Origin of the sequence: Paenibacillus haidiansis (assembly GCF_036553665.1) — a bacterium.
Lineage (GTDB): Bacteria > Bacillota > Bacilli > Paenibacillales > Paenibacillaceae > Fontibacillus > Fontibacillus haidiansis.
Genome location: NZ_JAZHPZ010000003.1, coordinates 249,375 through 273,557, shown reverse-complemented (window position 1 = coordinate 273,557; position 24,183 = coordinate 249,375). Strand labels below are relative to the sequence as shown.

The window sequence follows — 24,183 nt, the reverse complement described above, 5'->3', positions numbered from 1 at the left end:
TTTGAGGCTACCGCCTCTTGAATGCAAGATGTATAATCATGGAAGAACGACCCAGCCTGAGATCATAGCTATCTAAGGCTGGGTCGTTTTTTTGCGAGAACTGTACTTTATTACGGAGGAGTGTACCTCATGAAGACGGGAGCATCGGGATTAGGCGGACTGTTGGTTTTAGTACAAATAGGTATGTAACTATTATTACAGTAATCAAAGATTTGATAATGTATTTCATTCCGACTTTTAGCGATAATTGGGAGTTATTCCATCCTCTTTGGAAGTCCTTGGTTATATTCGAAACGATATACAATATCTCTTTGATCCTTTTTTGTTTTTATATCCTTATTTCGTTTTATAGAAAAAAATCAATAGTTCCGCTCTTAATGATTATTTTCTATTCCGCCAGTCTAGTGGTAACTATAATCGACTATATATTTGTATATTTTGCTTTTCCCGGTCAAGCAGGAAGTTTAATAAGAGATCTAGTTAGACCCGTTATTACATGTTTAATTTGGATTCCATATTTTCTGCAATCGGAACGAGTAAAGAATACGTTTATAAGATAAACGAACATTTATACATATATCAAACGGCTTAAAGACCAAAATGTCTAGGGAGAAAAAAGTGATGACAAAGAAAAGAAATAAAATATTGATGATAGTCATTCCATTCGTTCTAATTATTGCTTTAGCTATTGTTTATTACGTGATGACACCTCAACCGGTGAATGCGATGCTGGTGGGCTTCTCGAATATGTTAAAGTACGACGATCATATTTACATGGAGCAGAGTATTTCCAAGGAGACAAAAGACAGACTATATCAGGATCTTGAGCAATCAAAGACGAGATTACTGGACTATTTTGACGAAATCCAGTCAACACCTACCGTCATCTTTGTTCAATCGAGGGAAGCCTTGGAACGTTATGCACAACATTCAACCGGTCAAACCTACTATATGTACTGGGGAAATTATATTGTAATTGGACCAAGCGGTTTTAATCAGGATGTCATCGCGCATGAGTTAATGCATGCTGAACTAAGGAAAAGGGTCAAGAACAAAGGTCGATTTCCCGTATGGTTTGATGAAGGATTAGCGACGTTAGTCGATCAAAGAATTGTCGGCGGCGAAGAACATGCAAAGAATAGGAATGATCTTGACGTTTTGAAGGATCGAAGTGCCTTTTATGATGCGAAAAAATCCGGAGAAAATTATAAAAGCGCCAATTATGAAGTAAATAGATGGTATACCATTGTCGGGAAAACAGGATTGAACGATCTGATTGATGGTTTAAATGAGCAAGGAGATTTTAAAGACCTTTACGAAAAGATTGAAAACAGTAATAAATAAGCTTTCGAGGAGGTTGTGATGGGCACATGGAAGGCAAAAGATTTGATTTCGATGCAACCATAGGTGAACGTTCCACTTTTCAATATAAAAAAATGGATGAATAAGATCTGGAACTGCTGCGAAAATATGATATTAAAACATGGGACAATAAAGAGTTCGCGATGAATCCATATTGAAGCATGATCATTGGGTTATCAACAAAAACAGGGATAAACTGCTGAAGGGTATTGGAGGGGGAGCATTTGAAATTCCCGAAGAAAATGGGAGGTAGAAGACAATACATACTATTAAGCCGAAGATCATTACTATTGCTGCGGTTTCCGGAGGAGGCAAACCACGACAGCTCCATCGCAGGCTGGCTGTACCTATGGTTCGGGGAGAAAAGAATTATAATCGAAGATGACATATGCTCCTTTAATTTCCGGATGTATAATTCATGGAAGAGGCTTGGAAATATGATGCCAAGGAGGCTAGTCATATTGCTCCGAAATAAAGGGTTTTGGATATCCGTATTAATTAGCTTTATATTGGTTGGTTGTACAAATACCGGCACTACAAAAGTAAATTCGGAAAAGGAAGAGAATTCGGATTTGGCGGTTATTCAAACTGCTGGGATATTAGAAGAAAAGGCTGAACTCGAAGAACAAGTAAAGAGACTTCAAAGAGTACCCAGCGAAACATTTATGATGGACCTTAGAGAGACGATGAATCTATCCTTCAAGATTATGCAAGCGATGGAAAGCCATGATTATGCTTACTTGGAATCCGTTGCGGCGCCAGGAGTAATCATTGATAAGGAAAAAAATCAGGTCGTTTATACTTATGGCGGAGAAGAAGTTAGATGGGATTTTCTTAAAGGAATTCATTTAGGTAACCTGGAATATTGGGGTGCCGGGTATGGTGAAAGCGAAGTAAAGTTCCAAACTATATTTGCTCATTTTTTCAATGATACTCATGGGACAATCTATATTGATTTTGTTAAAAAGGATAATAAGTGGCTATTTAATGGTCTTACCACTAACGCTTAGGGGGAAGCCCAGTCAGGAAATCCACTAGCCTGGGCCTCGCAATTATTAATCCCAAATTAACGGGCGATCAATCCCCATGGTTCTCATATAGTCCAATAATTGGCCGGTATGAACAGACTCGTGGTAACCGATACGCATTAGCATGTCTCCAAGTGTTCTGACATAACCAACGTCGGAGCGGTCTATTTTTATATTTTCAAAGTCGTTAATATTTATGGACTTAATATAGTTCAAGAATTCATCCCGATAAGGCTGGGCAAATTTAAGTTCTTCATCGACGGTTGTGAATTCTTTTGCATCGAAGGGGTTTGGTACATCGCTTAGTCCTTTACTGCCTCTTCTCAAAAGGATTTGGTGATAAAGATACTCAGCCTCCAATAGATGTCTGATCATTTCAGCGCAAGTCATAGCTTCTTCATCCGGCTTCCAATTTAACAAGTGTTGGGGGATCGCTTTCCACACTTTTATACTTCTGCGTCTGATTTCTTCAAAGTTCATGATTATGAGCTCATTTGCATTCATCAAGATTTCCTCCACACTTTATATTTTCAGGTCAATTATACCTCAAAAAAGATTTATAACAGTAATGCAGCGAAAAAATAGAAGTCAGCTATAAACAGTATACATGAGAAACCGTTTGGGTGATGTATGTCAATTTAAAAAAATGAGACTTTCCCGTATAATGTAAGAAAATAGGTAGATACCGCATGGCCCGACCTCAGATTAATACGATCTAAGGCCGGGTCATTTTTAATATTCCCCATGAGGGGTAAATAAAGAAATAACAAGGAGACCAAAGATGGGGAAGATCCTTTGTTTTATATCTGAAGATTTTGCCGATTTTGAAATTACGCTGGCTTTGCACAAAATTAAAAATGTCGGCAAAAAAGAAGTGTTATCCGCAGGGTATGATTGTGGAGTTGTAATCAGCGAATCGGGCCTGCATTACAAACCTGATTTAACCCTCGATGAAGCAATTGGGCTTGATGATATTGAAGGACTTATTATCCCTGGCGGCCCGATTCGAAACCAACGGAAAGCATTAACCGAACTCCTGATCAAGCTTGATCGAGAGGGGAAAATGCTGGCTGCGATCTGCAATGGCCCGCAATATTTGGGAAGAGCCGGCCTCCTGTATACTTGCCGCTATACTACTTCTTGCTCCATGGAACGAATCATTCAATTAGGCGTAGATGATCCGTTTCCGCGAGAAAATCACATCGATAAACGAGTGGTTAGAGATGGTCATATCATTACTGCCAAGGGTCGTGCATTTATCGACTTCTCCTTTGAAATTTTCGATTATCTGGGAATTTATCGCGGAAAGAACGAGGAGAAGGCGAGGTTATTCAATGATATTATGGATAGATAAATAATTTACAGACAGGATGGAGATGTCATGTACAGTTGTGAGAATAACAGATTCCCCAAAATCAAATTAATATTAATTATTTCGGCAGCAGTCTTTCTGTCTTCTTGTTCAAACGAGAATACCGCAAAGCCGGTAAATAACTCAACAACAGCCGCTAATTCAGACATTTCACAAGAAGCAGCGTCATCGGAAGAAACGGAAGCCGACGGTGATCGATTAATCGGTTATGGATTTTACGATTTATCGGGTGAATTTTCGGAGGCGATCAACTCCAATCCGATTGATGAAGATTATAAGAAAGAATTTGATACATTTAATAATTCCGATGAATTTTCAACGACGGGCTGGATTCAACTTGAGCAGAGATACATTGATATCTGGGACAAAGAATTGAATGGCGTCTATAACAAACTGTTGTCCAAATTAGATCAGGAGCAAAAGGACCTTTTGATTGAATCCCAGAAAGGCTGGTTGGAGCATCACTTAAAAGAAACGGAATTTGTAGCGGCAACCTTTCTTGGGGATTCCGATAATAATATCGGCTCTCAAGGCCAAGTCAATCTGGCCATATCCATCAAGCTCAGAATTAGGGACAGAACCATTCAGCTGCTTGAATATGATTCCATGCTGGGCGGTACCGTCGAATTTTTATATAAGAGTAAATAGTTTAGTTTAGACCGTTCATATAGGAGGCCCTATGAATCAGTTAGAAATAGTTCCGATTGAACTCTACGAAATCGTCCAGAGCATCATCGGTCCATTCCAAATAGTCGCCAACTATCGCCTCAGGAATATCCGCACCGGAGTTTGGAAGCTTTATTCGAGCAACGCCGATAATTATTATTACTTAAAGACCTACACTCGAAAACAGAGATGGCACCCCGAGGTTTATGCTTATCGTAACTGGATCCCGCATTTGAAGCCTTATGTACCGAAGCTTATTCAGGCTTTTGAGGGGGACGGGTGGCAAGCCATTCTAATCACCGCTCTGGACGGCACGGTCATGAGAGAAACAAAGTTGGATGCCGCAGCGGTAGAAGCCGCTTATCGTAGAGCCGGTGAACTGACCAGATCCATACATCGTTCGCGAACCGGTGAATGGTTCGGCCGTCCCGATAAAGACGGGAACCCCATTGAGCTGTATCACCATAGTGACCCCGTTGAATATGTAAGTAATGCCATAAGCGATCTTGCAATTAAATGCGCGCAAAACGGATTATTGGCACCTCCGGAAGCCGAGCTTGCGGAATGGGCTTCGCAGCATGCTTCCGCATTTGAGCACAGCAAACCTGTACCGGTCAGTTGGGATTCAACTCCCGGAAATTGGCTGGTGAACGATGCCGGCCTTTTTACGGGGATGATTGATTTTGAGAATATGTTATGGGGGATTGACGTGGATTCTTTCTCGATTCTATTTGAGAGATATTTCGCGGAAGACGAATCCGCCATGAAGGCTTTTTTCGCCGGCTATGGACCGGAGATTCTGCAGGAGAAGAATACGCAAATCAAAATATGCTGCATTAAGATGGCTATCGGCGATATTTACTGGGGGACTCAGAATAATTCGCCGAGGGTATGCGAGTATGGTAGAGGTCTTCTGAATCGAATAAATAATAATAAACTATTTGATTGAGAATTGAGAGGAGATATTCATGAATTTGAACGCGGTTGTAAGCTATTACGAAGACTACGACGAATCGTCAAGACTCACGACAGACAACTCCAGGAGACTCGAATTTATTACGACTACATACGCGCTGGACAAATACATATCGAATGGCCGTGATATTCTTGAACTTGGGGCGGGAATGGGAATCTATTCTTTTTATTATGCGGAAAAGGGAAATACCGTAACGTCGACCGACATTACGCCGAAGCTTGTTCAATATATTCAAGAGAAGATTGATCGGTCAGCACTTGAAAATATTAGAGCCCGTGAATTGGATGCGAGGGATCTTTCCGCTTTTGCCGCCGGGAGCTTTGATGCCGTGTTATGCTTGGGGCCGATGTATCATCTCGTCGAACCGGCCGATCAACGGAAATGTATAAATGAATGCTTGAGAGTGCTGAAACCGAATGGCGTTCTGGCCGTAGCTTATGTGAATCGTTTTTTATACTGCCTCATCTGGTAATGAATGATCTCAAGTTTCTCGATGAGAAATGGATGGACAGAATTATCGATCAAGGCAGGATTGATGCGCGGGATGAGGATTGCTTTTGGACGGACGCTTATTTTCATTCCCCGGGTGAAATCGAGTCATTATTTGAAGGTCATCAAGTTACCAAGCTCGAGCATGTTGCAACTGACGGAATTGGCATACTTATGAGAAATAGAATTAACAACCTAAACGAAGAGGAATTTAATCAATGGGTCGCCTATCATTTGAGAACATGTTCCGAACCATCCATATTGGGAATGAGCAATCACGGACTTTATATTTGCCGTAAAAATTAGCGAGAGTCAGGTGAAGAGAACCTTTTTATTTGCGGCCATTTTATTTTCATCAGGAGGATTTTAAAGCTGTGGACAAAAAAAGAACATTTAGCGGCTCCCCCTGGGAGCCGGTCGTGGGCTATTGCAGAGCCATTCGAGTCGGCAACATCGTAGAAGTTGCGGGTACTACCGCCATGAAAGACGGAGCAATCATCGGGATCGGCGATGCGTATCAGCAGACGATCCAAGCGCTGCAGACGATTGAGCAAGCATTGGCCGAAGTAGGGGCAGCCATGGAGCACGTAGTCAGAACAAGAATGTTTGTCACCGACATCTCCAAGTGGGAAGAAATCGGGAAGGCGCATGGAGAGTATTTCAAAGACATCAAGCCCGTTGCGACCATGGTCGAAGTTAAAGCATTGATTGAACCCGAATTACTGGTGGAAATTGAAGTTCAGGCTATAATTCCGTAAAGGCAGGAAATTGGAAGGGATAAGCAACTCAACGGTCGATAGGGGGAAGCTGTATGAAGAAACAGAAATTAATTAAAATTTTCGATAATCAAGCAGCCCAATACGCCAAAAGAATTGGAGATCCCAAAGAAAAAAAGTTTCGCCAACAGCTAATCGGCCATGCCCGGGGGAAGGTGCTCGAACTGGCCGTAGGAGCAGGCGCCAATTTCCCTTTTTACCCTTCGGAAGTAGAAGTGACCGCCGTGGATTTTAGTCATGCCATGCTGGAGAAAGCACGGCAGAGCGCAAATCAGTATCGTATTCATGCCGAGTTTATTTGCGACGATATGGAGAAGCTGGACTTCGATGAAGGATCATTCGATACCGTGATTTCGACCTTATCCCTGTGCAGTTACGATAATCCGCATCTGCTCCTGCGGAAAATGAACCGGTGGTGCAAGCCGGATGGCCGTATTCTGCTAATGGAGCACGGAATTAGTTCAAATCCGGTTATTTCCGTCCTTCAAAGGACGTTCAATCCCTTATTGTATCGTGTTTACGGCTGCCACCAAACCAGAGATGTACAAGGACTCCTCCGGGAATCGGGGATGAACATTGATTCAATGGAAAGCCATTGGCTGAACATGGTTCACCTGGTCCGGGCCAGGCCGCAGCTTTAAGGAGTGGGGGGAAAAGGGCTTGCAATTCTTATATCCCATGGTATTATATATCCAAATGAGTCCGGTTCCTTTAATGGAGGCCGGGCTCATATTTTTTTTGAGGAGATGGTTCGTATGAAACCAACTGTTATAGCTGTTAGCGGGTATTCAGGTTCAGGCAAAAGTACAGTGGTTACACAGTTGTCGAGAAAATTGAAATGCGCGGCTCTTTATTTTGACGATTATGCATCAAGAAAGGATTTCCCGGAAGATCTAAATGCTTGGTTAAGGGAGGGGGGAGACCCGAATGTCATAAAGACTCCATTACTCCAACATCATCTGATGCAGTTGTTAAACGGAGAGCCGGTTGAATTAAGAAAGGGAAACGGTTGGGCAGAAGAATATGGAATTGCTCATGACAAAAGCAAGGCAGAGATGATTATGCCGAGTTCATTCATTATAGTGGAGGAACCGTTCGGAAAAGAGCGAAAGGAAATCATGAATTTTGTGGATTTTGTGGTTTACCTCGATGTTGAGCCAGAAGTTGCACTGGCAAGAAGAGTTCATAATCTCATCCATTGTCTTAGAAATGATCCGGAAGCGCTAATTGGCTTTCTGGATCATTTTTTATTCGACTACATGTATCGGGGAGTAAAAGAGATGTATCGGGAGGTCGGAAACAAGGTCAAAGCGAATGCGGATTTGATTGTACATGCAAATGAAAGTATAGATGAAATCGTCGTAAACATATCGGATTTTATCGAAAATCAACGGCAGCTTTAGTGGTATAATCAGGAAGATAACATCAAGTCAGGCGCCTAAGATAGAAGCTTTGTTATAAACTCTAACGGGAGTGGTTACCGAATGAAGCTGGGAATGCCTACTTTAATCGAATACCGCAATATTCAAGACAATATTCAATTATGCAAGGAATTGGAGCTAGAGTTTGTGGAACTCAACATGAACCTGCCTATATTTCTCCCCGAGACCCTGCCCGCACAAGATATCTTAAAGCTAAAGAAACATCATGGCATTGACTTCACAATCCATTTACCGGAGGAGCTTGACCTATCCTCATTCCATCAACCTATTAGAAAGGGGCATATCGAGCGCTGCAAAGAAACGATTAAATGGGCCCAAGCGGCCGAAATCAAAACCGTCAATATGCACATCAATAACGGAATTTATTTCACATTGCCGCATACAAGGGTTTGGATTAACGAGCAATACGAAGAACGTTTCCTTGCATTGTTGTTAGACTCTTGTTCGGAATTATATGAATTATGTGAACAAACATCCGTACAGCTATGCATTGAGAATACGTCCAATTTTCATATCCCGTTTATTCGGCGCGCTCTGGAGAAATTGAGCGATATTTATGATCATTTCTGCATCACCTGGGATGTTGGGCATGACGCCATAGGAGGTTACGGGGATCAAGCATTTATTTTGGCGCATTCAGAGAAGGTAAGACACATGCATATACATGATTATAACGGGAAATCGGATCATCAGCCGTTATTCAGCGGGCAGGTGCCGCTGGGAGATCGTTTGCAATTTGCAAAGGATCGCAATTTATCGGTAGTTGTGGAAGTAAAGACTAGCTCTGCGTTAAAGGACTCCATTTCCAAATTACCATTTTATACAAGGGAAATAATATGATGGAAGGACTGATACTCCTTGTCAATGCACTTATCAATGCAATCTTTAAGTTAGCTTTGTTATCGGTAATACCCATAATCGTTTATTTGGCTTTTCACAGAAAAAGACAAGGACTTAGCGAGTATTTAGGTATAAAAAAGCCTCCTGCCGGAAGCTATGTTAATGCTATTAAACTTTCTTCAATAGCATACGTATTTTCGATAATTGTAATAGTTTTCTGGTTTCAGCAATCGAATGGATTGACAATGAATCCGTTAAAGGAAGCAAAGGATACAGGTTCAGTATTTATTTTGGTTGCATCTTCAGTGTTGTTCGGGCTTCAAGCGGGAATTAGTGAAGAAGTTTTCTTTCGTGGTTTTTTGGGAAAATTGCTGATTCGCAGATTCGGTTTTACAAAAGGCAATGTTATACAAACTATTATTTTCATAGCACCCCATTACTTTACATTTATCAATACAAATACGCCTTTAAGCGTGTTCGTTTTATTGATGCTAAATGCAGGCTTAATGGGCTATGTATTCGGTTATATAACGGAGAAAAAGAGTAACGGAAGCATTCTCCCGGCAATCTTAGTACATACCCTAATAGATATAGCTTCTGGATTTATTATGTTAGCATTAGCCAAATAAAATAGCACTTATAATCCCGTTTATGTGGACAAGTTTATGGAGGAAAGCCAATGCTTGATATGGACAAACTTTTACTGATTACCGATCATTCCGGTTATACGCCGCAAATTAGCAGGCTGCTTTCGATGATGAATTACGCCAGATTTACGACCCTCGAAGCGGTTTCCGATTTATCTGTAGAGCAACTGGATTTCTTGCTTGTTGCACAGAGCAATTCCATCGGCGCCCTGCTGCTGCATTTTGCGGCGGTGGAGTATGCCTACCAGATTGCTACATTTGAGCAAAGAGATCTGAACGATGAAGAAATGGCGGTATGGGGGCCGGCTTTAATGCTTGGCGAAGAAGGGCGCGAGAAGATAAAAGGGAATCCGCTCGATTACTATCTGGAGAAGTTGGAGACTGTAAGAAACCGCACGTTTGAGTTGTTTAAAACCGTTAATGACGAGTGGCTGTACCGGGAGGAGGAGTTCTGGTACAACAAACAGGCCAATTACTATTTTATGTGGTTTCATGTATTTGAAGATGAAATCAATCATCGGGGTCAGATTAGAATGATAAGCAAGAGAATGAAATCAACTTAACGGACTCTAATCGGAGTGCTATTCGTTTCAGACGTCAAGCACTCCTTTTCGTAGTTTAATTGCAATACACCAAAAAGGAGACAAACTCATGGAAATATTTAAACAAATTCCCCTGTACAGATATTTATCGATATGCAATGAAAGCGGTATGCAGAAAACCGTACTTGATTGCGGGGCCGGCGGAGATACTCCGCCGCTTAGCTTATTCTACAGCAATGGATATACGACGTACGGCATTGAATTCGCCGCCGATCAAATCGATAAAGCCAATACCTTCGCCAAAAGCAAAGGCCAGGATTTAAATATTAAACAGGGGGATATGCGGCGGCTGCCTTTTGAGAACGAATCGATCAGCTTTGTGTACTCCTACAATTCCATATTTCATATGAATAAGAATGATGTCAGAACATCGCTTGAAGAGATGAAGCGCGTTCTGAAGCCGGGCGGCATCATGTTCGTAAACTTTTTGACGGTTCATGATTTTCGGGTTGGCGAAGGCATTGATCTTGGGAATAACCAATACGAACAGATTGAAGATGGATTTCCGGTTATCCATTCGTATTATGAGCCCAATGAAGCCGATGGCTTGTTGGATGATATGGAATTCATCTATAAGGAAGATCGGGTGCTGGAACGTATCTTTGAAGGAGAGCGGATCCGGCAAGGGTTCGTCGATTATATTTGCCGTAAAAATAAGCTTTAGCTCAAGGCGCAGCAGACAACCTACATTATAATTAAACTCGGTCTTGCTGCCTTTTGGAATATGTTTAATACTTAATGAAAGTCATATAACCTATTGAAAATCGCTCTCTTATAAAAAGGAGATGATTAGTTATGAGCATAGTTCCCAATATTGGTATTTTCATCATCTTATTCTATTTGGTAATGGCCGGCTTGAGCATTTATTGCCTCATCCTGTTCATTAAACTGGCGAATCGCGGCATTCAGGCACTGGACATTTACATTGCGGAAAAACGGAATAAAGGCTTATAAATTTTGAATAGGAGCTGAAGCCTTGTTTGAATCCAAAAGACATATTCGCATAGATGCGGAGGAATGGGTGGAAGATCCGGAAGACGGACAAGTGGATGTGGTCGTCACGTTTCCCGATGCAACAAAGTGGATATCAAATTTTTATACTCCGAAATGCATTGAATCGATGAGACGCGATTATGCTTTGAAGGGTCATTGCCTGAACGGTGCCTATTGGTGCGCTTCCTCCCCGGTAATTATCGTGGATCGTATCACCCGCGGCAGAATCGAGCAGGTTATCGATGAATTGATTGCAAAGGGAGAGTTCAGATACGTATTTGAATATTTCGGTTCCGTGGATGATCGAGATTTTCAGCGCTCGGATTACCCGGAAGACTTCTTTGACAGTACCTCCCAAATAGATCCCTCCTTCGTTACTTATCACGCCAATCTACTGATGCAAATGCTGGATCAGTCCGGTGAAGATGTTCGTGAATCGGTATTGCAAGATATTTTGGATTACTATCAACGGAAAAACAATCTCGGAGGCGTTAAATGAAGACATTCTTTCAATATAACTGGATCGTCAGAGAACAATGGTACCAATGGTGTGAAGATGTGCCCGAGGAAGAGCTGCTCCGAGCTAGGACAGGCGGCGTGGGGAGCATTTTGAAAACCTTGTTTCATATCGTCGATGTGGAATGGAGCTGGATTCGAGTTCTGCAAGGCAAACCGGATTTCCAAGAAGATTTTGAAGCATATAGTACTTTGGACAAAGTAAGAGAATTGGATCATAAATTTCGCCCGGAGGTCGAGGCTTTCGTCAACTCCTGGGATGAGACGATGGAGACGCGCGCATTGATCAGTCATGAGGCTAACGGGAAAGTCGATGTGGATGCCTGGGGAGAAGTCATGCGTCATGTAATCGCCCATCATATCCATCACTGCGGCCAATTGTCCGTCTGGTCGAGGAAGATCGGCAAGAAGCCCGTGTCCGCCAACCTCATCGGTAAAGGATTGATTGAACCGGATATGGAAGGGGACCAATGAACGAATGGACTCGTATTGGAATGTTCGTTACCATGAAGAAGGGCTTATTTGGGGGCAAAATCCGAGCAGCACGGCTTTCCATGCCCGAGACATTTTTAAGCAAAATAATGTTACAACAGTATTGGTACCAGGTTCCGGTTACGGGAGAAATACGAAAGCCCTGTCAGCCGATTTTACAGTAGAAGGCATCGAGTTATCCGGCCATGCGGTGAAATTGGCTAGGCAATGGGATCCGCAAAGCCACTTTATGGAAGGATCGGTCCTGGATTCTCCCACGGGCGGCAAGAAATACGATGCGGTTTATTGCTTTGATTTGCTGCATCTTTTTTTGTTAAAAGACAGAAGGAAGCTGATTGATCATTGCATCAAACAGTTAAATGACTCCGGAATCATGTATTTCACTTGCTTTTCGGATGAAGATACACATAACGGGGCCGGTAAAAGAGTGGAAGAAGGAACTTTTGAATATATGGAAGGCAAATGCGCCCATTTTTTCACAGAGGAAGACCTCATTAATCATTTTGGCGGGCTGAACTTAATGGAAGTCGGATCGGTCACAGAGAAGCTAACTTACCAAGATGAACGTACTAAAGAGTATTTGTTAAGATATATTGTCGTTAAAAAAGATTAATTACAAGGAGCTACAATGAATCTCTATTGGATCAGGATAGGGATTTGAAGAGCCCGGTTTTAGGAGAGATAATGCATATTTTGAAGGGGATATGACCAAGTTTAAGCACAAATTACCAACAAAATCAATGAAAGTTCGACAATAGGGGCCCAAAGGGGGCCCTTCTTTTTTGGTCGATTTTGTGAATAGGGGTTTTTAAGGGATCATCAGGGATTTCCCTTATGGGAAGAGGTCGATTTCACTTTCATAATGTTAGTTAGAAGAATGAATACAGATGGATTCCCCTATCGATCGAATTCATTCGAGGATGAAGGAGTGATCACTTCACAATGAAAAGAAAAGGTCTTACTTTTTTTAAACCAACGGAAAGCTATTCGGGAAATTGGTCGATTCTTGAGGAAAAAAGCAGAGAATGGGAGAACATGTACCGCGGCCGCTGGTCTCACGATAAAGTGGTGCGCACGACCCATGGTGTGAATTGCACCGGTTCCTGCAGTTGGAAGGTATTCGTCAAGAACGGGATTATTACTTGGGAAAATCAACAAATCGATTATCCTTCCTGCGGAGCGGATATGCCGGAGTTTGAACCGCGCGGTTGTCCGCGGGGGGCGTCGTTCTCCTGGTACGAATACAGCCCGCTGCGGGTGAAATACCCTTATATCCGCGGACGGCTGCTGCGGCTGTGGAAAGAAGCGCTGGCCCGCCACGACAATCCCGTCGACGCTTGGGCGAGCATTGTCGAGAATCCGGAAACCGCAAAGTCTTATAAACAAGCCCGCGGAAAGGGCGGTCATGTCCGGGTAACCTGGGACATCGCGACCGAAATGATCTCCGCGCAATTGATATATACGATCAAAAAATACGGCCCCGACCGGATCGCCGGCTTTACGCCGATTCCCGCGATGTCCATGATCAGCTACGCCTCGGGCGCGCGGTTCATCTCACTGCTCGGCGGCGAGATGCTCAGCTTCTACGACTGGTATGCCGACTTGCCGCCGGCTTCGCCGCAAATTTGGGGCGAGCAAACCGACGTGCCGGAGTCTTCCGACTGGTACAACGCCGGCTACCTGATGATGTGGGGCTCCAATGTTCCGTTGACCCGGACCCCGGATGCGCACTTCATGACGGAAGTGCGGTACAAAGGGACGAAAGTCGTTTCCGTCGCACCGGACCACGCAGAAAACGTCAAATTCGCGGACAACTGGCTTGCCCCGAATCCGGGCACGGACGCCGCGCTGGCGCAAGCGATGACGCATGTCATCCTGGACGAATTCTATGTGCGTCGCCAGGAGCCGATGTTCCTGAATTATGCCAAACAATACACCGACATGCCGTTTCTGATTTTGCTGGAGCCGCATGAAGGCAAATATAAAGCTGGCCGCTTCCTGCGCTCAAGCGATCTGGGATACGAAGCCGAGCTTGGGGAATGGAAGCCGGTTATCATCGACGAAGCCGCCGGCGGTGAAATCATCGTGCCGAACGGAACGATGGGCCAGCGCTGGGAGAAAGACGTGAAATGGAATCTGATCCTCGAACGCGAAGACGGAACCAAGATCGAACCGGCGCTTTCGGTCGAGCCGCATGATGCCGAATGGACCGAAATCGTCTTTCCGTTCTTTGACCAAAGCGGCAACGGGACATTTAACCGGACTATCCCTGTGAAAAAAGTAACTTTGGCGGATGGAAGCGTTCGTCTGGCGGCCACTGTATTCGATCTGATGCTGAGTCAATACGGGGTGAAACGCCCTGGCTCCGATAGCGAATACGCAGCCAAAGATTATGACGACGCAAGCTCCCATTATACGCCGGCTTGGCAGGAGAAGATCACGGGCGTTAAACCATCGCTCGTCGTTCAAATCGCCCGCGAGTTCGCCCAAAATTCGCTCGACACCGGCGGCCGCTCGATGATCATCATGGGCGCGGGCATCAATCACTGGTTCAACAGCGATACGATCTACCGCTCCATCTTGAACCTGGTTATTTTGACGGCGTCGCAAGGCGTCAACGGCGGCGGCTGGGCCCACTATGTCGGCCAGGAGAAATGCCGTCCGATCGAGGGCTGGTCGTCGATCGCCTTCGCCAAAGACTGGCAGGCCGCGCCGCGTCAGCAGAATGCGACCTCGTTCTTCTATTTCGCCACGGACCAGTGGAAATATGAAGAAATGAACAATGAAAGCTTGAAGTCGCCGACGGCCGGACCGATCAAATACAGCCACCCGGCGGATTATAACGTGCTCGCCGCCCGGCTCGGCTGGCTGCCGTCCTACCCGCAGTTCAACAAGAACAGCCTTTCCTTTGCGGAGGAAGCGGCGGCGAAGGGGCAAACGAGCAACGCGGAAATCATCCGGCACGCATACGAGCAAATCGTCTCGGGCGAAACGAAATTCGCGGTGGAAGACCCGGACGCGCCAGAGAACTTCCCGCGTACCTTGTTCGTCTGGCGTTCGAATCTGATCTCCAGCTCGGCCAAAGGCCAGGAGTTCTTCATGAAGCATTTGCTCGGCACGCATAACGGCCTTCTGTCCACGCCGAATGAAGAGCAGAAGCCGGAGGAAATCGTCTGGCGCGATGAAGTGGAAGGCAAGCTGGACCTGCTTGTCGCCCTCGATTTCCGCATGACCGCCACGCCGATGTACGCAGATATCGTGCTCCCGGCGGCAACCTGGTACGAGAAGACGGATCTGTCCTCGACGGATATGCATCCGTTCGTGCATCCGTTCAACCCGGCGATCGATCCGCTCTGGGAATCCAAGTCCGACTGGGACATTTACCGGACACTGGCGCAAACCTTCTCGGAAATGGCGAAGGATCATTTGCCGGGCGTGTACAAGGACATCGTGTCCTCTCCGCTGGGCCACGACTCCATGGCCGAAATCTCGCAGCCGTTCGGGGAAGTCAAGGACTGGAAGCGCGGCGAAATCGAGCCGGTGCTCGGCAAAACGATGCCCGGATTTACTGTGGTCGAGCGCGATTACACGCAAATATACGATAAATACGTGACCCTCGGCCCGAATCTCGAGACGGGCAAGGTAGGGGCGCACGGCGTGTCGTTCTCCGTGAAGGAAGAATACGAAGAACTGAAGAAGATCAACGGCGCCTATTACGACGAAGGCATCCGCAACGGCCGTCCGAAGCTGCGCTCGGCCCGACATGCAGCGAACGCCGTATTGCATATATCTTCGGCGACGAACGGAAGAGTGTCCCAGCGCGCCTGGGAATCCGCGGAGCAGGATACCGGCGTGGAGCTGAAGGATATTTCGGCCGACCGGGCCGCGGAGAAAATCACGTTCGCCAATATTACGGCTCAGCCGCGCGAAGTCATTCCGACGCCGGTATTCAGCGGCTCCAACAAAATGGGCCGGAGATATTCGCCGTTTACGACCAATATCGAACGGCTCGTACCGTTCAGAACCTTGACGGGACGGCAGCATTTTTATCTGGATCATGAAATATTCCTGCAATACGGCGAGGCTCTGCCGGTATATAAACCGACGCTGCCGCCGATGGTATTCGGCCCTCATGACAAGCAGGTAAGCGGCGTCGATAAAGATACGCTCGTGCTCCGTTATTTGACGCCGCACGGCAAATGGAATACGCACAGCATGTATCAGGATAATCTGCACATGCTGACCTTGTTCCGCGGCGGACCGACCGTTTGGATGAGCGATGAAGACGCGGCAGCTCACGGGATTAACGATAACGACTGGGTGGAAGTGTTCAACCGGAACGGTGTCGTTGCGGCCCGGGCCGTCGTCAGCCACAGAATGCCGAAAGGCACGATGTTCATGTACCATGCGCAGGATAAACACATCAACGTTCCGGGCTCGGAAATCACCAAGGAGCGGGGCGGCAGCCACAATGCTCCGACGCGCATCCATTTGAAGCCGACGCAACTGGTCGGCGGATATGCCCAACTGAGCTACGGCTTCAATTATTACGGCCCGATCGGCAACCAACGGGACGTTTACGTGGCCGTCCGCAAAATGAAGGAGGTCGACTGGCTTGAAGATTAAGGCACAGATCGCAATGGTAATGAACCTGGACAAGTGCATCGGCTGTCACACGTGCAGCGTCACTTGCAAGAATACCTGGACGAACCGCGAAGGCGCGGAATATATGTGGTTCAACAACGTGGAGACGAAGCCGGGGATCGGCTATCCGAAACGTTGGGAAGACCAGGAGCAATATAAAGGCGGCTGGACGCTGCGCAAAGGCAAGCTGGAACTGAAAGCCGGCACCAAGCTGTCCAAAATCGCCCTCGGTAAAATTTTCTACAACCCGGATATGCCTGAGATGAAGGACTACTATGAGCCTTGGACTTACGACTATGAGAAGCTGACGACTTCCGGCGAGAAGAAACACCAACCGGTCGCCCGTCCGAAATCGGTAGTCAGCGGCAAGAATATGGACCTTGAATGGGGCCCGAACTGGGAGGACGATCTCGCCGGCGGTCATGTTACCGGACCGAAGGACCCGAATATCGAGAAGATCGAAGAGGAGATCAAATTCAATTTCGAGCAATCGTTCATGATGTATCTGCCTCGTCTGTGCGAGCACTGCCTGAACCCGAGCTGCGTGGCCTCCTGCCCGTCGGGCGCCATGTACAAACGCGACGAGGACGGCATCGTGCTCGTCGACCAGGAAGCTTGCCGCGGCTGGCGCTATTGCATGACCGGCTGCCCGTACAAGAAGGTCTACTTCAACTGGAAAACGAACAAAGCGGAAAAATGCACCTTCTGCTTCCCGAGAATCGAAGCCGGGCTGCCGACGGTTTGCTCCGAGACCTGTACCGGACGGATTCGCTATCTGGGCGTGCTCCTGTACGATGCGGATCGCGTCAAGGAAGCGGCTTCGACACCTGACCTCCAGGATCTTTACAAAGCGCAATGCGATCTGTTCCTGAATCCGAATGACCCGGAGGTTATCGCACAAGCGCGCAAGGACGGACTATCCGACGAATGGATCGAAGCGGCTCAGAACTCGCCGGTCTACAAACTGGCGATCGAATACAAGCTGGCCTTCCCTTTGCATCCGGAATACCGCACCCTGCCGATGGTCTGGTACGTACCGCCGCTTAGCCCGATCATGAGCCATATCGAAGGCAAGGATTCGCTGCAAAACCCGGATATGATCTTCCCGGCCATCGAGGAGATGAGAACGCCGATTCAATATCTGGCCAACATGCTGACGGCAGGCGATACACAAACCGTTAAAGAAGCTTTGCAGCGCATGGCCATGATGCGTTCCTTCAAGCGGGCCCAAACCGCGAAACAGCCGTTCGACGAAAAACGGCTCGCCCGCGTCGGCTTGACCGCCCGCCAAACGGAGGAAATGTACCGTCTCTTGGCGATCGCGAAATACGAAGACCGCTTCGTCATTCCGACCTCGCACAAAGAAGACTATCTGGATCCGTACCGCGCTCAAGGCACGGAAGGCTTCGGAATGGATTGCGGCGGCTGCGCTGCGGTTCCGTCTTACGAGAAAGGCAAGAGCGGCAAACAGCTGTACGAAGAGAACTTCTATGGGGGGATCTGGCGTGATTGATCTGGTCAAACTGAACGGCGTAAAGGAAGCTTTCGGTTTTTTTGCCCGGCAGCTGGCCTATCCCGATAAGCTAAGTCTGTCGCAGATGACAATGGATGGGGCAATCGCCCCTTCCATTGCTTCATTCATCGATACCTACCGCGATAAAATGCAGCAGCTTAGCATGGACGAAATCGAAGAGCTGTATGTCGACACTTTCGATTTCCAGAAATCGTCGACTTTGTATATGACTTATTTTAAATATGAAGACAACAAAGAACGGGGCAACATGCTGAGCACCCTCAAAGCGATTTACGACATGTACGGCCTTGAAATCGCGGACAATGAATTGCCGGACTATTTGCCGCTCATGTGCGAATTTATCTATGCGGCCAATCTGCAAGACGATGAGTGGTCCAACGCCAGCATCAATACGCTGTTATCCATCCTGGAGGACGGGACTTACCATCTGATGAAAGCATTGGAGAAGTGCGACAGCCCTTATTTTTATCTCGTTAAAGCTTTAAGAGAAACGTTCAAACTGTGTCTTCGGAAGGAGGCTATGACCTCATGAATTTACTTGATCAATTCTTATGGGTGATATTCCCTTATTTGAGCGTTGTGGTGTTCGTGGTGGGCCATATTTTCAGATACCGGTACGATCAATTCAATTGGACGGCCAAATCCAGTGAATTCATCGAGAAGAAGCGGTTGATGATCGGCAGCCTGCTGTTTCATATCGGGATTATTCCGGTGATCTTCGGCCACGTTGGCGGCCTTCTTATCCCGAAATCCTGGACGGAGGCGTTCGGCATCAGCAACCATATGTATCATACCGTAGCGCTGTACATCGGCGGAATCTTCGGGGTGATTACCTTCGCCGGGATGCTGATTCTGACGGCGCGGCGGTTTACGATGAGTACGATCCGCAAGCTGAGCTCCGCTTCCGACCTCATCGTCAACGCCTTGCTGCTCTTCATCATTTTTATGGGGATGTATTCGACTCTGGTCACGAACCATGTTCAACCGGAATTCGATTATCGCGAATCGATTTCCATCTGGTTTAGAGATTTGTTCGTATTTTCCCCGGATGCTTCGCTGATGGCCGCTGTTCCGGTAAGTTTCAAAATTCACATGATCAGCGGATTTCTCATTTTCGCCTTGTGGCCGTTTACGCGTCTCGTCCATGTCTGGAGCGTGCCCTTGAATTATGCCCGCAGAAGCTATATTCTTTATAGGAAGAATCGTGGTCAATCAGTGCATCATTAAGGAATATGGTAGGGAGATATGATTATGAACGAACCCTCAGGTCAATATCAGAGGGATATTGATCAATTGAGAGAAAGACTGGGGTATGATTTCGTGTCGCTTGCCTTCGCGCAATCCGCGCAAGACGGCTTTGTGCTGACCTGGCAGTATGCATCGGGCAATTTGAACGACCGCTATAAACGGATTGTACTCCAATCGGGCAAAGGGATTGCCGGCATTGTCTTCAAGACGGGCAAGCCGATGCTGGTGGCCGACGTGAAGGCGGAGCTCGATCCCAATGACATGTTTAATTACCCGATTTTGGTTTCGGAACGGCTGAGTAGTCTTGTGGGCATTCCTCTGTACCAATTGGATAGGGTGGAGGGAGTGCTGCTTGCGGGCTACCGTGGAGGCAACGCTGTCCATAATGAAGATTTCCGGCGGATATACGAATCGTCGAATGGACAAATAGGCGACTTTGGTATAAAGGAGATGTCATTTCCATGATCCGGCAGGCTCATCAGGTTTCTCCCGAGATCATTATGAATATGTACCGCAACACGACGGATGCGATTTTCTTTTTCGGCAGGGACAATTCGATAGTCGCGATGAACGAAGCGGCCGAGAATATCATCGACCCGCAATTGTTCAATACAACCGAGACCGGCAAGAGCAATTCGTTCTGTTTTACCTGCCGCGGATATACGAGCGATGACGAGCAGATGTCTTGTCTAAACTGCTATTTATCCGATTCGTCTAAGGATTTCTCCTCATTTCAGGTGTATCTCGACACTAAGAACAAAGGGGTTATTCCCTATTCCGCCAGTTTTCAATGCATTGACGAAGTCGCCGGAATCCGCGTGTTGATGCTTCGCGATTTGACGAATCATCTGATGACTCAGGAGAGCTTGAAACTCAAACACGATGACGAAGAGCATTATTAAAGGTCAAGAAGACGAGCGCAAGCGGATCTCCAGGGAATTGCACGATAGCGTGGCGCAAGAGCTGATCAGTTCGCTGGTGGATTTGCGCGTGCTGAAGTATTTGAATGTCCAGGATGACGCGCTGCAGAAAATTCAGCAAACGGAAGCCTCGCTGACGCGCCTCCTGGACCAGATTCGCAATCTGTCCGTCGAACTCCGGCCGGCATCGCTGGACGATCTCGGCTTGGAGGCGGCCTTCCGCTCCCATTTTAAATGGGTGGAGAAGAACTATGGCGTTATTGTACATTTTACCTCGGAAATCAACGGGGCCCGCTATAACAGCGAAATTGAAACCGTGGTATATCGGGTATGTCAGGAATCCCTGTTAAATGCGACGAAATATGCGGGCATCGACGAAATCGCCGTACGTCTTTTTGAATCGGAGAATTACCTGGAGCTGGCCGTCATCGACCAAGGGAGCGGTTTTAATGTCAATAGCCGCGATCCCAAGGGCACCGGGCTAGGGTTATACGGCATGAAAGAACGGGCCGAATTGGTGAGCGGGGAACTTACGATTAACTCCGAAATTGGCAAAGGGACTACCGTACATCTGCAAATTCCGGTCGGAACCGGCTCCGCCTCGGAGCGTAACCATCCATGAAGTCAACTCATAGGGGGGAAAGGGTATGAAAATCGTAATTGCGGATGATCATGCGGTCGTGAGAAGCGGGTTTGCCATGATCCTGAATTTCCAGGATGACATGGAGGTCGTCGCCACCGCGGCGGACGGAATAGAAGCTTTTAACATGGTCGCCAAGCATCGGCCGGACATCCTGCTGATGGATCTGAGCATGCCTCCCGGAGAAAGCGGTCTGATCGCCACCGCCAAAATCAACGAGGAATTCCCCGACACCAAAATCGTGATCCTGACGATGTATGATGACGAGGAATATCTGTTCCATGTACTGAAGAGCGGGGCCCGGGGGTATGTGCTGAAGAATTCGCCGGACGAACAGCTCGTTTCGGCCATTCGTATGGTGTATCAAGGCGGGGTTTATATCCATCCCAAGATCGCCACTTCGCTAGTACGGGAGTTTATTAAGAAGGATAACCAGCCTGACGAGAACAACCCGTATCAGATTCTGTCCACGCGGGAAATCGAAATTTTGCCTCTGGTCGCCAAAGGGTACGGAAACAAGGAAATCGCGGAGATGCTGCATATTTCCGTAAAGACGGTAGAAGCGCATAAGGCCAAGCTGATGGATAAGCTGAATTTGAAAACGAGACCCGAGCTTGTCGAATACGCCTTGAAAAAAAAGCTGCTTGATTTCTGACGAAAGAGGTATTATACACCATGGTGAATGACAAATTTATCAGCGCCGTGCCGGCGATGCGCATTCTTGAGAACGAGCACCGCTATTTGTCGCATTTAATGAACGAATGGCATTCCATCGTCCTGAATATTCAAAACAACGCTTACCCGCTGGATCTGGCCAGAGCGGAATTTGCCAGACTCCGCAGCCTGCTGATCGAATTTAAGGAGCCCTTGGCAAAGCACACCAAGAAGGAGGAAACCTTCTTTTTTCCGTTATTGGGACAATATATCGGGTATGAGCAGGGACCGATCATGACGATCGAGCAGGAGCATGAAGAAGTCGCAGCCTATATCGATCATTTCCTTCATTATTCCGACGGGGAATTTGCCATGGAGGAGATGCAGGCGATGGCGCGCGACGCGGGCGAAGCGTTTGAGATCTTGACGGTACACTTTGTGAAGGAAGAGACGGTACTGTTTCCGATGACGGCACAGGTCATGAGAAAAGGGGATACCGACCGCCTGTTTGAAGATATGCACACCTTGATCGTATAAAATGGATAAGCCTAGGGAAAAAGCCTGAAATCATCAAGGGGATCCCCCGGAATGACGATGTGATGATTTTAGGCTTTTTTGTGACCATAGGGAATTCACGGACCCCATCGGGGGAGTTCCCTATCCTGATGATAACAATGGCTGCGATACAATACGGATGGGGAATCTGAAATTGTATCATTCATAATTTAAGAAAAGGTGATGCTGTTTGATTAAGAAAATTCAACTACCACTGCAAACTTTGAATCTTATTGTCGGCTTTATGGTGTGGGTCATTATATCCTCGCTGCTACCCTATATGCGCGATGATATCAGCATTCCGGCCAGCCAAACCGCGATCATTACGGCGATCCCCGTCATCTTGGGATCCGTGCTGCGCATCCCGATGGGGTATTTCGCCAATGTGATCGGCGCGCGCTGGGTTTTCTTCATCAGCTTTGTTCTGCTGCTGTTTCCTGTGTATTATATTAGTGTAGCGGATACGGCGATAGACTTGATGATCGGCGGGCTGTTCCTTGGCATCGGCGGATCGGTTTTCTCCGTCGGCGTTACTTCATTACCGAAATATTACGCCAAGGAACGCCACGGTTTTGTCAACGGGATTTACGGTCTGGGGAATATCGGGACCGCGGTAACCACCTTTGCCGCTCCGGTGATCGCCGACCAGTTCGGCTGGACGACGACGGTCAAATTTTATCTCGTCCTGCTGCTCGTATTTGCGGCTTTCAACTTCCTATGGGGCGACCGCAAGGAACAAAAGATGAAAGTTCCGATTACAAAGCAAATCAAAGAGGTATATAAGAATGAAAAGCTGTGGCTTTTCTCGCTGTTTTATTTCATTACGTTCGGTTCATTCGTCGCGTTTACGGTGTATCTGCCGAACTTCCTGGTAACGAATTTTGAGCTTACGAAAGTCGATTCAGGGCTTCGTACCGCCGGCTTTATCGCGCTGGCCACGTTCTTGCGGCCTGTCGGCGGCTGGCTGGCCGACCGCTTTAACTCGTATAAGCTGCTCATCGGTGTATTTTCCTTGTATACCGTAGCCGCGATCATTCTGGCCTTCTCTCCGAATATCGGTTTGTATACCGTGGGCTGCTTGGCGATCGCCGTCAGCGCGGGGATCGGCAACGGGGTAATTTTTAAACTCGTGCCGCAGTATTTCAGCAAACAAGCGGGGACCGTCAACGGGATCGTCTCGATGATGGGCGGGCTTGGCGGCTTCTTTCCGCCGCTGATGCTGTCCTCGATTCATTCGATAACCGGGCAATATTCGATCGGATTCATGCTGCTCTCGCAAGTTGCCTTGGCCAGCTTGATTCTGGTGGTTTGGATGATGTATCAGAACAAACTGAGCATCACTTCCGAGGTATTCAACTACACATCGCAAGGGATTCTGGTCACCGACCCGAAAGGCACCATCACTTCGATCAACCCGGCCTTTACGGAATTGACCGGCTTTACGGAAGAAGAAGCGCTCGGCAAAAAGCCTAATATTTTGCGGTCGAACAAACAATCGGCGGATTTCTATGTGAAGATGTGGAAAGGCTTGAAGGAAACCGGAATGTGGCAGGGCGAAATTTGGAACCGCCGCAAGAACGGGGAAATCTACTTGCAGTGGTTGAACATCAGTGCGATTACGGATGAAACGGGCGAACATGTCCGCTATGTCGGGGCATTTTCGGATATCACCCATACTCAAAGAAAAAGCAGTTAAATCGCCCCGGCGTTGGGATTAGGGTTTCCCCTTTTGCCAAGGCCGGGGACTAAAGCCATGAACCGTTGCGGCGGCTGTAGCAGAGCGGAGG

At 47.0% G+C, this 24,183-nt stretch carries 28 protein-coding genes and 1 pseudogene; 28 read left to right on the top strand and 1 reads right to left on the bottom strand.

The genetic code is table 11. From position 1 onward, the window contains the following. Window positions 1–143 precede the first annotated feature (143 nt). The 3 genes from V3851_RS26950 (at window position 144) to V3851_RS08270 (ending at window position 2,372) form a co-directional block, all read left to right on the top strand. A complete protein-coding gene (locus V3851_RS26950; protein ID WP_414859286.1) occupies window positions 144–560 on the top strand; it encodes a DUF2569 domain-containing protein in 417 nt (138 codons plus the stop codon). Window positions 561–621: 61 nt separating this feature from the next. Beyond that, window positions 622–1,344 carry a hypothetical protein gene (locus V3851_RS08275; protein WP_331846052.1) on the top strand — a complete coding sequence of 241 codons (723 nt, stop codon included), beginning with the start codon at window positions 622–624 and terminating at the stop codon, window positions 1,342–1,344. Window positions 1,345–1,586: 242 nt separating this feature from the next. Then, window positions 1,587–2,372 (top strand): hypothetical protein, encoded by a 786-nt coding sequence (locus V3851_RS08270; RefSeq protein ID WP_331846051.1) that lies wholly within the window; start codon window positions 1,587–1,589, stop codon window positions 2,370–2,372. Window positions 2,373–2,417: 45 nt separating this feature from the next. Here V3851_RS08270 and V3851_RS08265 read toward each other — a convergent pair whose 3' ends face one another. Beyond that, window positions 2,418–2,894, bottom strand: a complete 477-nt coding sequence (locus V3851_RS08265; RefSeq protein WP_331846050.1) for a DinB family protein — start codon at window positions 2,892–2,894, stop codon at window positions 2,418–2,420. A 277-nt stretch (window positions 2,895–3,171) separates the two neighbouring features. On the opposite strand from V3851_RS08265, the gene V3851_RS08260 reads away from it, so the two are divergent. From V3851_RS08260 to V3851_RS08140, 25 genes and pseudogenes are all read left to right on the top strand, one after another. Next, the gene (locus V3851_RS08260; protein WP_331846049.1) at window positions 3,172–3,744 is read left to right on the top strand and encodes a DJ-1/PfpI family protein; all 573 of its coding nucleotides are present in this window, start codon (window positions 3,172–3,174) and stop codon (window positions 3,742–3,744) included. A gap of 27 nt (window positions 3,745–3,771) precedes the next feature. After that, window positions 3,772–4,410, top strand: coding sequence for a lysozyme inhibitor LprI family protein (locus V3851_RS08255; RefSeq protein ID WP_331846048.1), 639 nt, complete (start codon window positions 3,772–3,774; stop codon window positions 4,408–4,410). Between the two features lie 31 nt (window positions 4,411–4,441). Next, window positions 4,442–5,377, top strand: a complete 936-nt coding sequence (locus V3851_RS08250; RefSeq protein ID WP_331846047.1) for an aminoglycoside phosphotransferase family protein — start codon at window positions 4,442–4,444, stop codon at window positions 5,375–5,377. Window positions 5,378–5,396: 19 nt separating this feature from the next. Then, on the top strand, window positions 5,397–5,876 hold the full coding sequence (locus V3851_RS08245; protein ID WP_331846046.1) for a class I SAM-dependent methyltransferase: 480 nt from the start codon (window positions 5,397–5,399) through the stop codon (window positions 5,874–5,876). Between the two features lie 32 nt (window positions 5,877–5,908). Continuing rightward, window positions 5,909–6,199, top strand: coding sequence for a hypothetical protein (locus tag V3851_RS08240; RefSeq protein WP_331846045.1), 291 nt, complete (start codon window positions 5,909–5,911; stop codon window positions 6,197–6,199). Between the two features lie 68 nt (window positions 6,200–6,267). Continuing rightward, on the top strand, window positions 6,268–6,651 hold the full coding sequence (locus V3851_RS08235) for a RidA family protein (protein WP_331846044.1): 384 nt from the start codon (window positions 6,268–6,270) through the stop codon (window positions 6,649–6,651). Between the two features lie 53 nt (window positions 6,652–6,704). Then, window positions 6,705–7,310: a class I SAM-dependent methyltransferase gene (locus V3851_RS08230; RefSeq protein ID WP_331846043.1), complete on the top strand. Its 606-nt coding sequence runs from the start codon at window positions 6,705–6,707 to the stop codon at window positions 7,308–7,310. 114 nt (window positions 7,311–7,424) lie between these two features. Then, a complete protein-coding gene (locus V3851_RS08225; protein ID WP_331846042.1) occupies window positions 7,425–8,072 on the top strand; it encodes a nucleoside/nucleotide kinase family protein in 648 nt (215 codons plus the stop codon). Window positions 8,073–8,153: 81 nt separating this feature from the next. After that, on the top strand, window positions 8,154–8,951 hold the full coding sequence (locus V3851_RS08220; protein WP_331846041.1) for a sugar phosphate isomerase/epimerase family protein: 798 nt from the start codon (window positions 8,154–8,156) through the stop codon (window positions 8,949–8,951). After that, window positions 8,948–9,580, top strand: coding sequence for a CPBP family intramembrane glutamic endopeptidase (locus V3851_RS08215; RefSeq protein ID WP_331846040.1), 633 nt, complete (start codon window positions 8,948–8,950; stop codon window positions 9,578–9,580). The genes V3851_RS08220 and V3851_RS08215 overlap by 4 nt, the downstream gene beginning before the upstream one ends. A 50-nt stretch (window positions 9,581–9,630) precedes the next feature. Beyond that, window positions 9,631–10,161, top strand: coding sequence for a DinB family protein (locus tag V3851_RS08210; protein WP_331846039.1), 531 nt, complete (start codon window positions 9,631–9,633; stop codon window positions 10,159–10,161). An 88-nt stretch (window positions 10,162–10,249) separates the two neighbouring features. Further along, complete coding sequence (locus tag V3851_RS08205) at window positions 10,250–10,864, top strand: class I SAM-dependent methyltransferase (RefSeq protein WP_331846038.1); 615 nt, start codon at window positions 10,250–10,252, stop codon at window positions 10,862–10,864. A gap of 131 nt (window positions 10,865–10,995) precedes the next feature. Then, on the top strand, window positions 10,996–11,154 hold the full coding sequence (locus tag V3851_RS08200; RefSeq protein ID WP_331846037.1) for a hypothetical protein: 159 nt from the start codon (window positions 10,996–10,998) through the stop codon (window positions 11,152–11,154). 22 nt (window positions 11,155–11,176) lie between these two features. Then, window positions 11,177–11,692, top strand: coding sequence for a hypothetical protein (locus V3851_RS08195; protein WP_331846036.1), 516 nt, complete (start codon window positions 11,177–11,179; stop codon window positions 11,690–11,692). After that, entirely contained in the window at window positions 11,689–12,183 is a 495-nt protein-coding gene (locus V3851_RS08190) for a DinB family protein (protein WP_331846035.1), read from the top strand. The genes V3851_RS08195 and V3851_RS08190 overlap by 4 nt, the downstream gene beginning before the upstream one ends. A 4-nt stretch (window positions 12,184–12,187) precedes the next feature. Then, window positions 12,188–12,814: a class I SAM-dependent methyltransferase gene (locus V3851_RS08185; protein ID WP_331846034.1), complete on the top strand. Its 627-nt coding sequence runs from the start codon at window positions 12,188–12,190 to the stop codon at window positions 12,812–12,814. A gap of 329 nt (window positions 12,815–13,143) precedes the next feature. After that, window positions 13,144–16,827 (top strand): nitrate reductase subunit alpha, encoded by a 3,684-nt coding sequence (locus V3851_RS08180; protein ID WP_331846033.1) that lies wholly within the window; start codon window positions 13,144–13,146, stop codon window positions 16,825–16,827. After that, window positions 16,817–18,358, top strand: coding sequence for a nitrate reductase subunit beta (narH, locus tag V3851_RS08175; RefSeq protein ID WP_331846032.1), 1,542 nt, complete (start codon window positions 16,817–16,819; stop codon window positions 18,356–18,358). The genes V3851_RS08180 and narH overlap by 11 nt, the downstream gene beginning before the upstream one ends. Further along, window positions 18,351–18,911, top strand: coding sequence for a nitrate reductase molybdenum cofactor assembly chaperone (gene narJ, locus V3851_RS08170; RefSeq protein WP_331846031.1), 561 nt, complete (start codon window positions 18,351–18,353; stop codon window positions 18,909–18,911). Before narH ends, narJ begins: the two co-directional genes overlap by 8 nt. Beyond that, on the top strand, window positions 18,908–19,606 hold the full coding sequence (gene narI, locus V3851_RS08165; RefSeq protein WP_331846030.1) for a respiratory nitrate reductase subunit gamma: 699 nt from the start codon (window positions 18,908–18,910) through the stop codon (window positions 19,604–19,606). The genes narJ and narI overlap by 4 nt, the downstream gene beginning before the upstream one ends. Before the next feature lie 24 nt (window positions 19,607–19,630). Continuing rightward, entirely contained in the window at window positions 19,631–20,092 is a 462-nt protein-coding gene (locus V3851_RS08160; protein WP_331846029.1) for a GAF domain-containing protein, read from the top strand. Continuing rightward, a pseudogene (locus V3851_RS08155) lies at window positions 20,089–21,169 on the top strand (sensor histidine kinase). Before V3851_RS08160 ends, V3851_RS08155 begins: the two are co-directional and overlap by 4 nt. Before the next feature lie 25 nt (window positions 21,170–21,194). After that, a complete protein-coding gene (locus tag V3851_RS08150; RefSeq protein WP_331846028.1) occupies window positions 21,195–21,842 on the top strand; it encodes a response regulator transcription factor in 648 nt (215 codons plus the stop codon). A gap of 20 nt (window positions 21,843–21,862) precedes the next feature. Beyond that, entirely contained in the window at window positions 21,863–22,378 is a 516-nt protein-coding gene (locus tag V3851_RS08145; protein WP_331846027.1) for a hemerythrin domain-containing protein, read from the top strand. Window positions 22,379–22,586: 208 nt separating this feature from the next. Next, a complete protein-coding gene (locus tag V3851_RS08140) occupies window positions 22,587–24,092 on the top strand; it encodes a nitrate/nitrite transporter (protein WP_331846026.1) in 1,506 nt (501 codons plus the stop codon). Window positions 24,093–24,183: the final 91 nt, after the last annotated feature.

Bases quoted from the DNA above. Each gene is read 5' to 3' on its own strand.
- V3851_RS08275 (WP_331846052.1), top strand. From the start codon at position 622: ATGACAAAGAAAAGAAATAAAATATTGATGATAGTCATTCCATTCGTT.
- V3851_RS08265 (WP_331846050.1), bottom strand. From the start codon at position 2,894: ATGAATGCAAATGAGCTCATAATCATGAACTTTGAAGAAATCAGACGC.
- V3851_RS08260 (WP_331846049.1), top strand. From the start codon at position 3,172: ATGGGGAAGATCCTTTGTTTTATATCTGAAGATTTTGCCGATTTTGAA.
- V3851_RS08255 (WP_331846048.1), top strand. From the start codon at position 3,772: ATGTACAGTTGTGAGAATAACAGATTCCCCAAAATCAAATTAATATTA.
- V3851_RS08250 (WP_331846047.1), top strand. From the start codon at position 4,442: ATGAATCAGTTAGAAATAGTTCCGATTGAACTCTACGAAATCGTCCAG.
- V3851_RS08245 (WP_331846046.1), top strand. From the start codon at position 5,397: ATGAATTTGAACGCGGTTGTAAGCTATTACGAAGACTACGACGAATCG.
- V3851_RS08240 (WP_331846045.1), top strand. From the start codon at position 5,909: ATGGACAGAATTATCGATCAAGGCAGGATTGATGCGCGGGATGAGGAT.
- V3851_RS08230 (WP_331846043.1), top strand. From the start codon at position 6,705: ATGAAGAAACAGAAATTAATTAAAATTTTCGATAATCAAGCAGCCCAA.
- V3851_RS08225 (WP_331846042.1), top strand. From the start codon at position 7,425: ATGAAACCAACTGTTATAGCTGTTAGCGGGTATTCAGGTTCAGGCAAA.
- V3851_RS08220 (WP_331846041.1), top strand. From the start codon at position 8,154: ATGAAGCTGGGAATGCCTACTTTAATCGAATACCGCAATATTCAAGAC.
- V3851_RS08215 (WP_331846040.1), top strand. From the start codon at position 8,948: ATGATGGAAGGACTGATACTCCTTGTCAATGCACTTATCAATGCAATC.
- V3851_RS08210 (WP_331846039.1), top strand. From the start codon at position 9,631: ATGCTTGATATGGACAAACTTTTACTGATTACCGATCATTCCGGTTAT.
- V3851_RS08205 (WP_331846038.1), top strand. From the start codon at position 10,250: ATGGAAATATTTAAACAAATTCCCCTGTACAGATATTTATCGATATGC.
- V3851_RS08200 (WP_331846037.1), top strand. From the start codon at position 10,996: ATGAGCATAGTTCCCAATATTGGTATTTTCATCATCTTATTCTATTTG.
- V3851_RS08190 (WP_331846035.1), top strand. From the start codon at position 11,689: ATGAAGACATTCTTTCAATATAACTGGATCGTCAGAGAACAATGGTAC.
- V3851_RS08185 (WP_331846034.1), top strand. From the start codon at position 12,188: ATGGACTCGTATTGGAATGTTCGTTACCATGAAGAAGGGCTTATTTGG.
- V3851_RS08180 (WP_331846033.1), top strand. From the start codon at position 13,144: ATGAAAAGAAAAGGTCTTACTTTTTTTAAACCAACGGAAAGCTATTCG.
- narI (WP_331846030.1), top strand. From the start codon at position 18,908: ATGAATTTACTTGATCAATTCTTATGGGTGATATTCCCTTATTTGAGC.
- V3851_RS08160 (WP_331846029.1), top strand. From the start codon at position 19,631: ATGAACGAACCCTCAGGTCAATATCAGAGGGATATTGATCAATTGAGA.
- V3851_RS08150 (WP_331846028.1), top strand. From the start codon at position 21,195: ATGAAAATCGTAATTGCGGATGATCATGCGGTCGTGAGAAGCGGGTTT.
- V3851_RS08145 (WP_331846027.1), top strand. From the start codon at position 21,863: ATGGTGAATGACAAATTTATCAGCGCCGTGCCGGCGATGCGCATTCTT.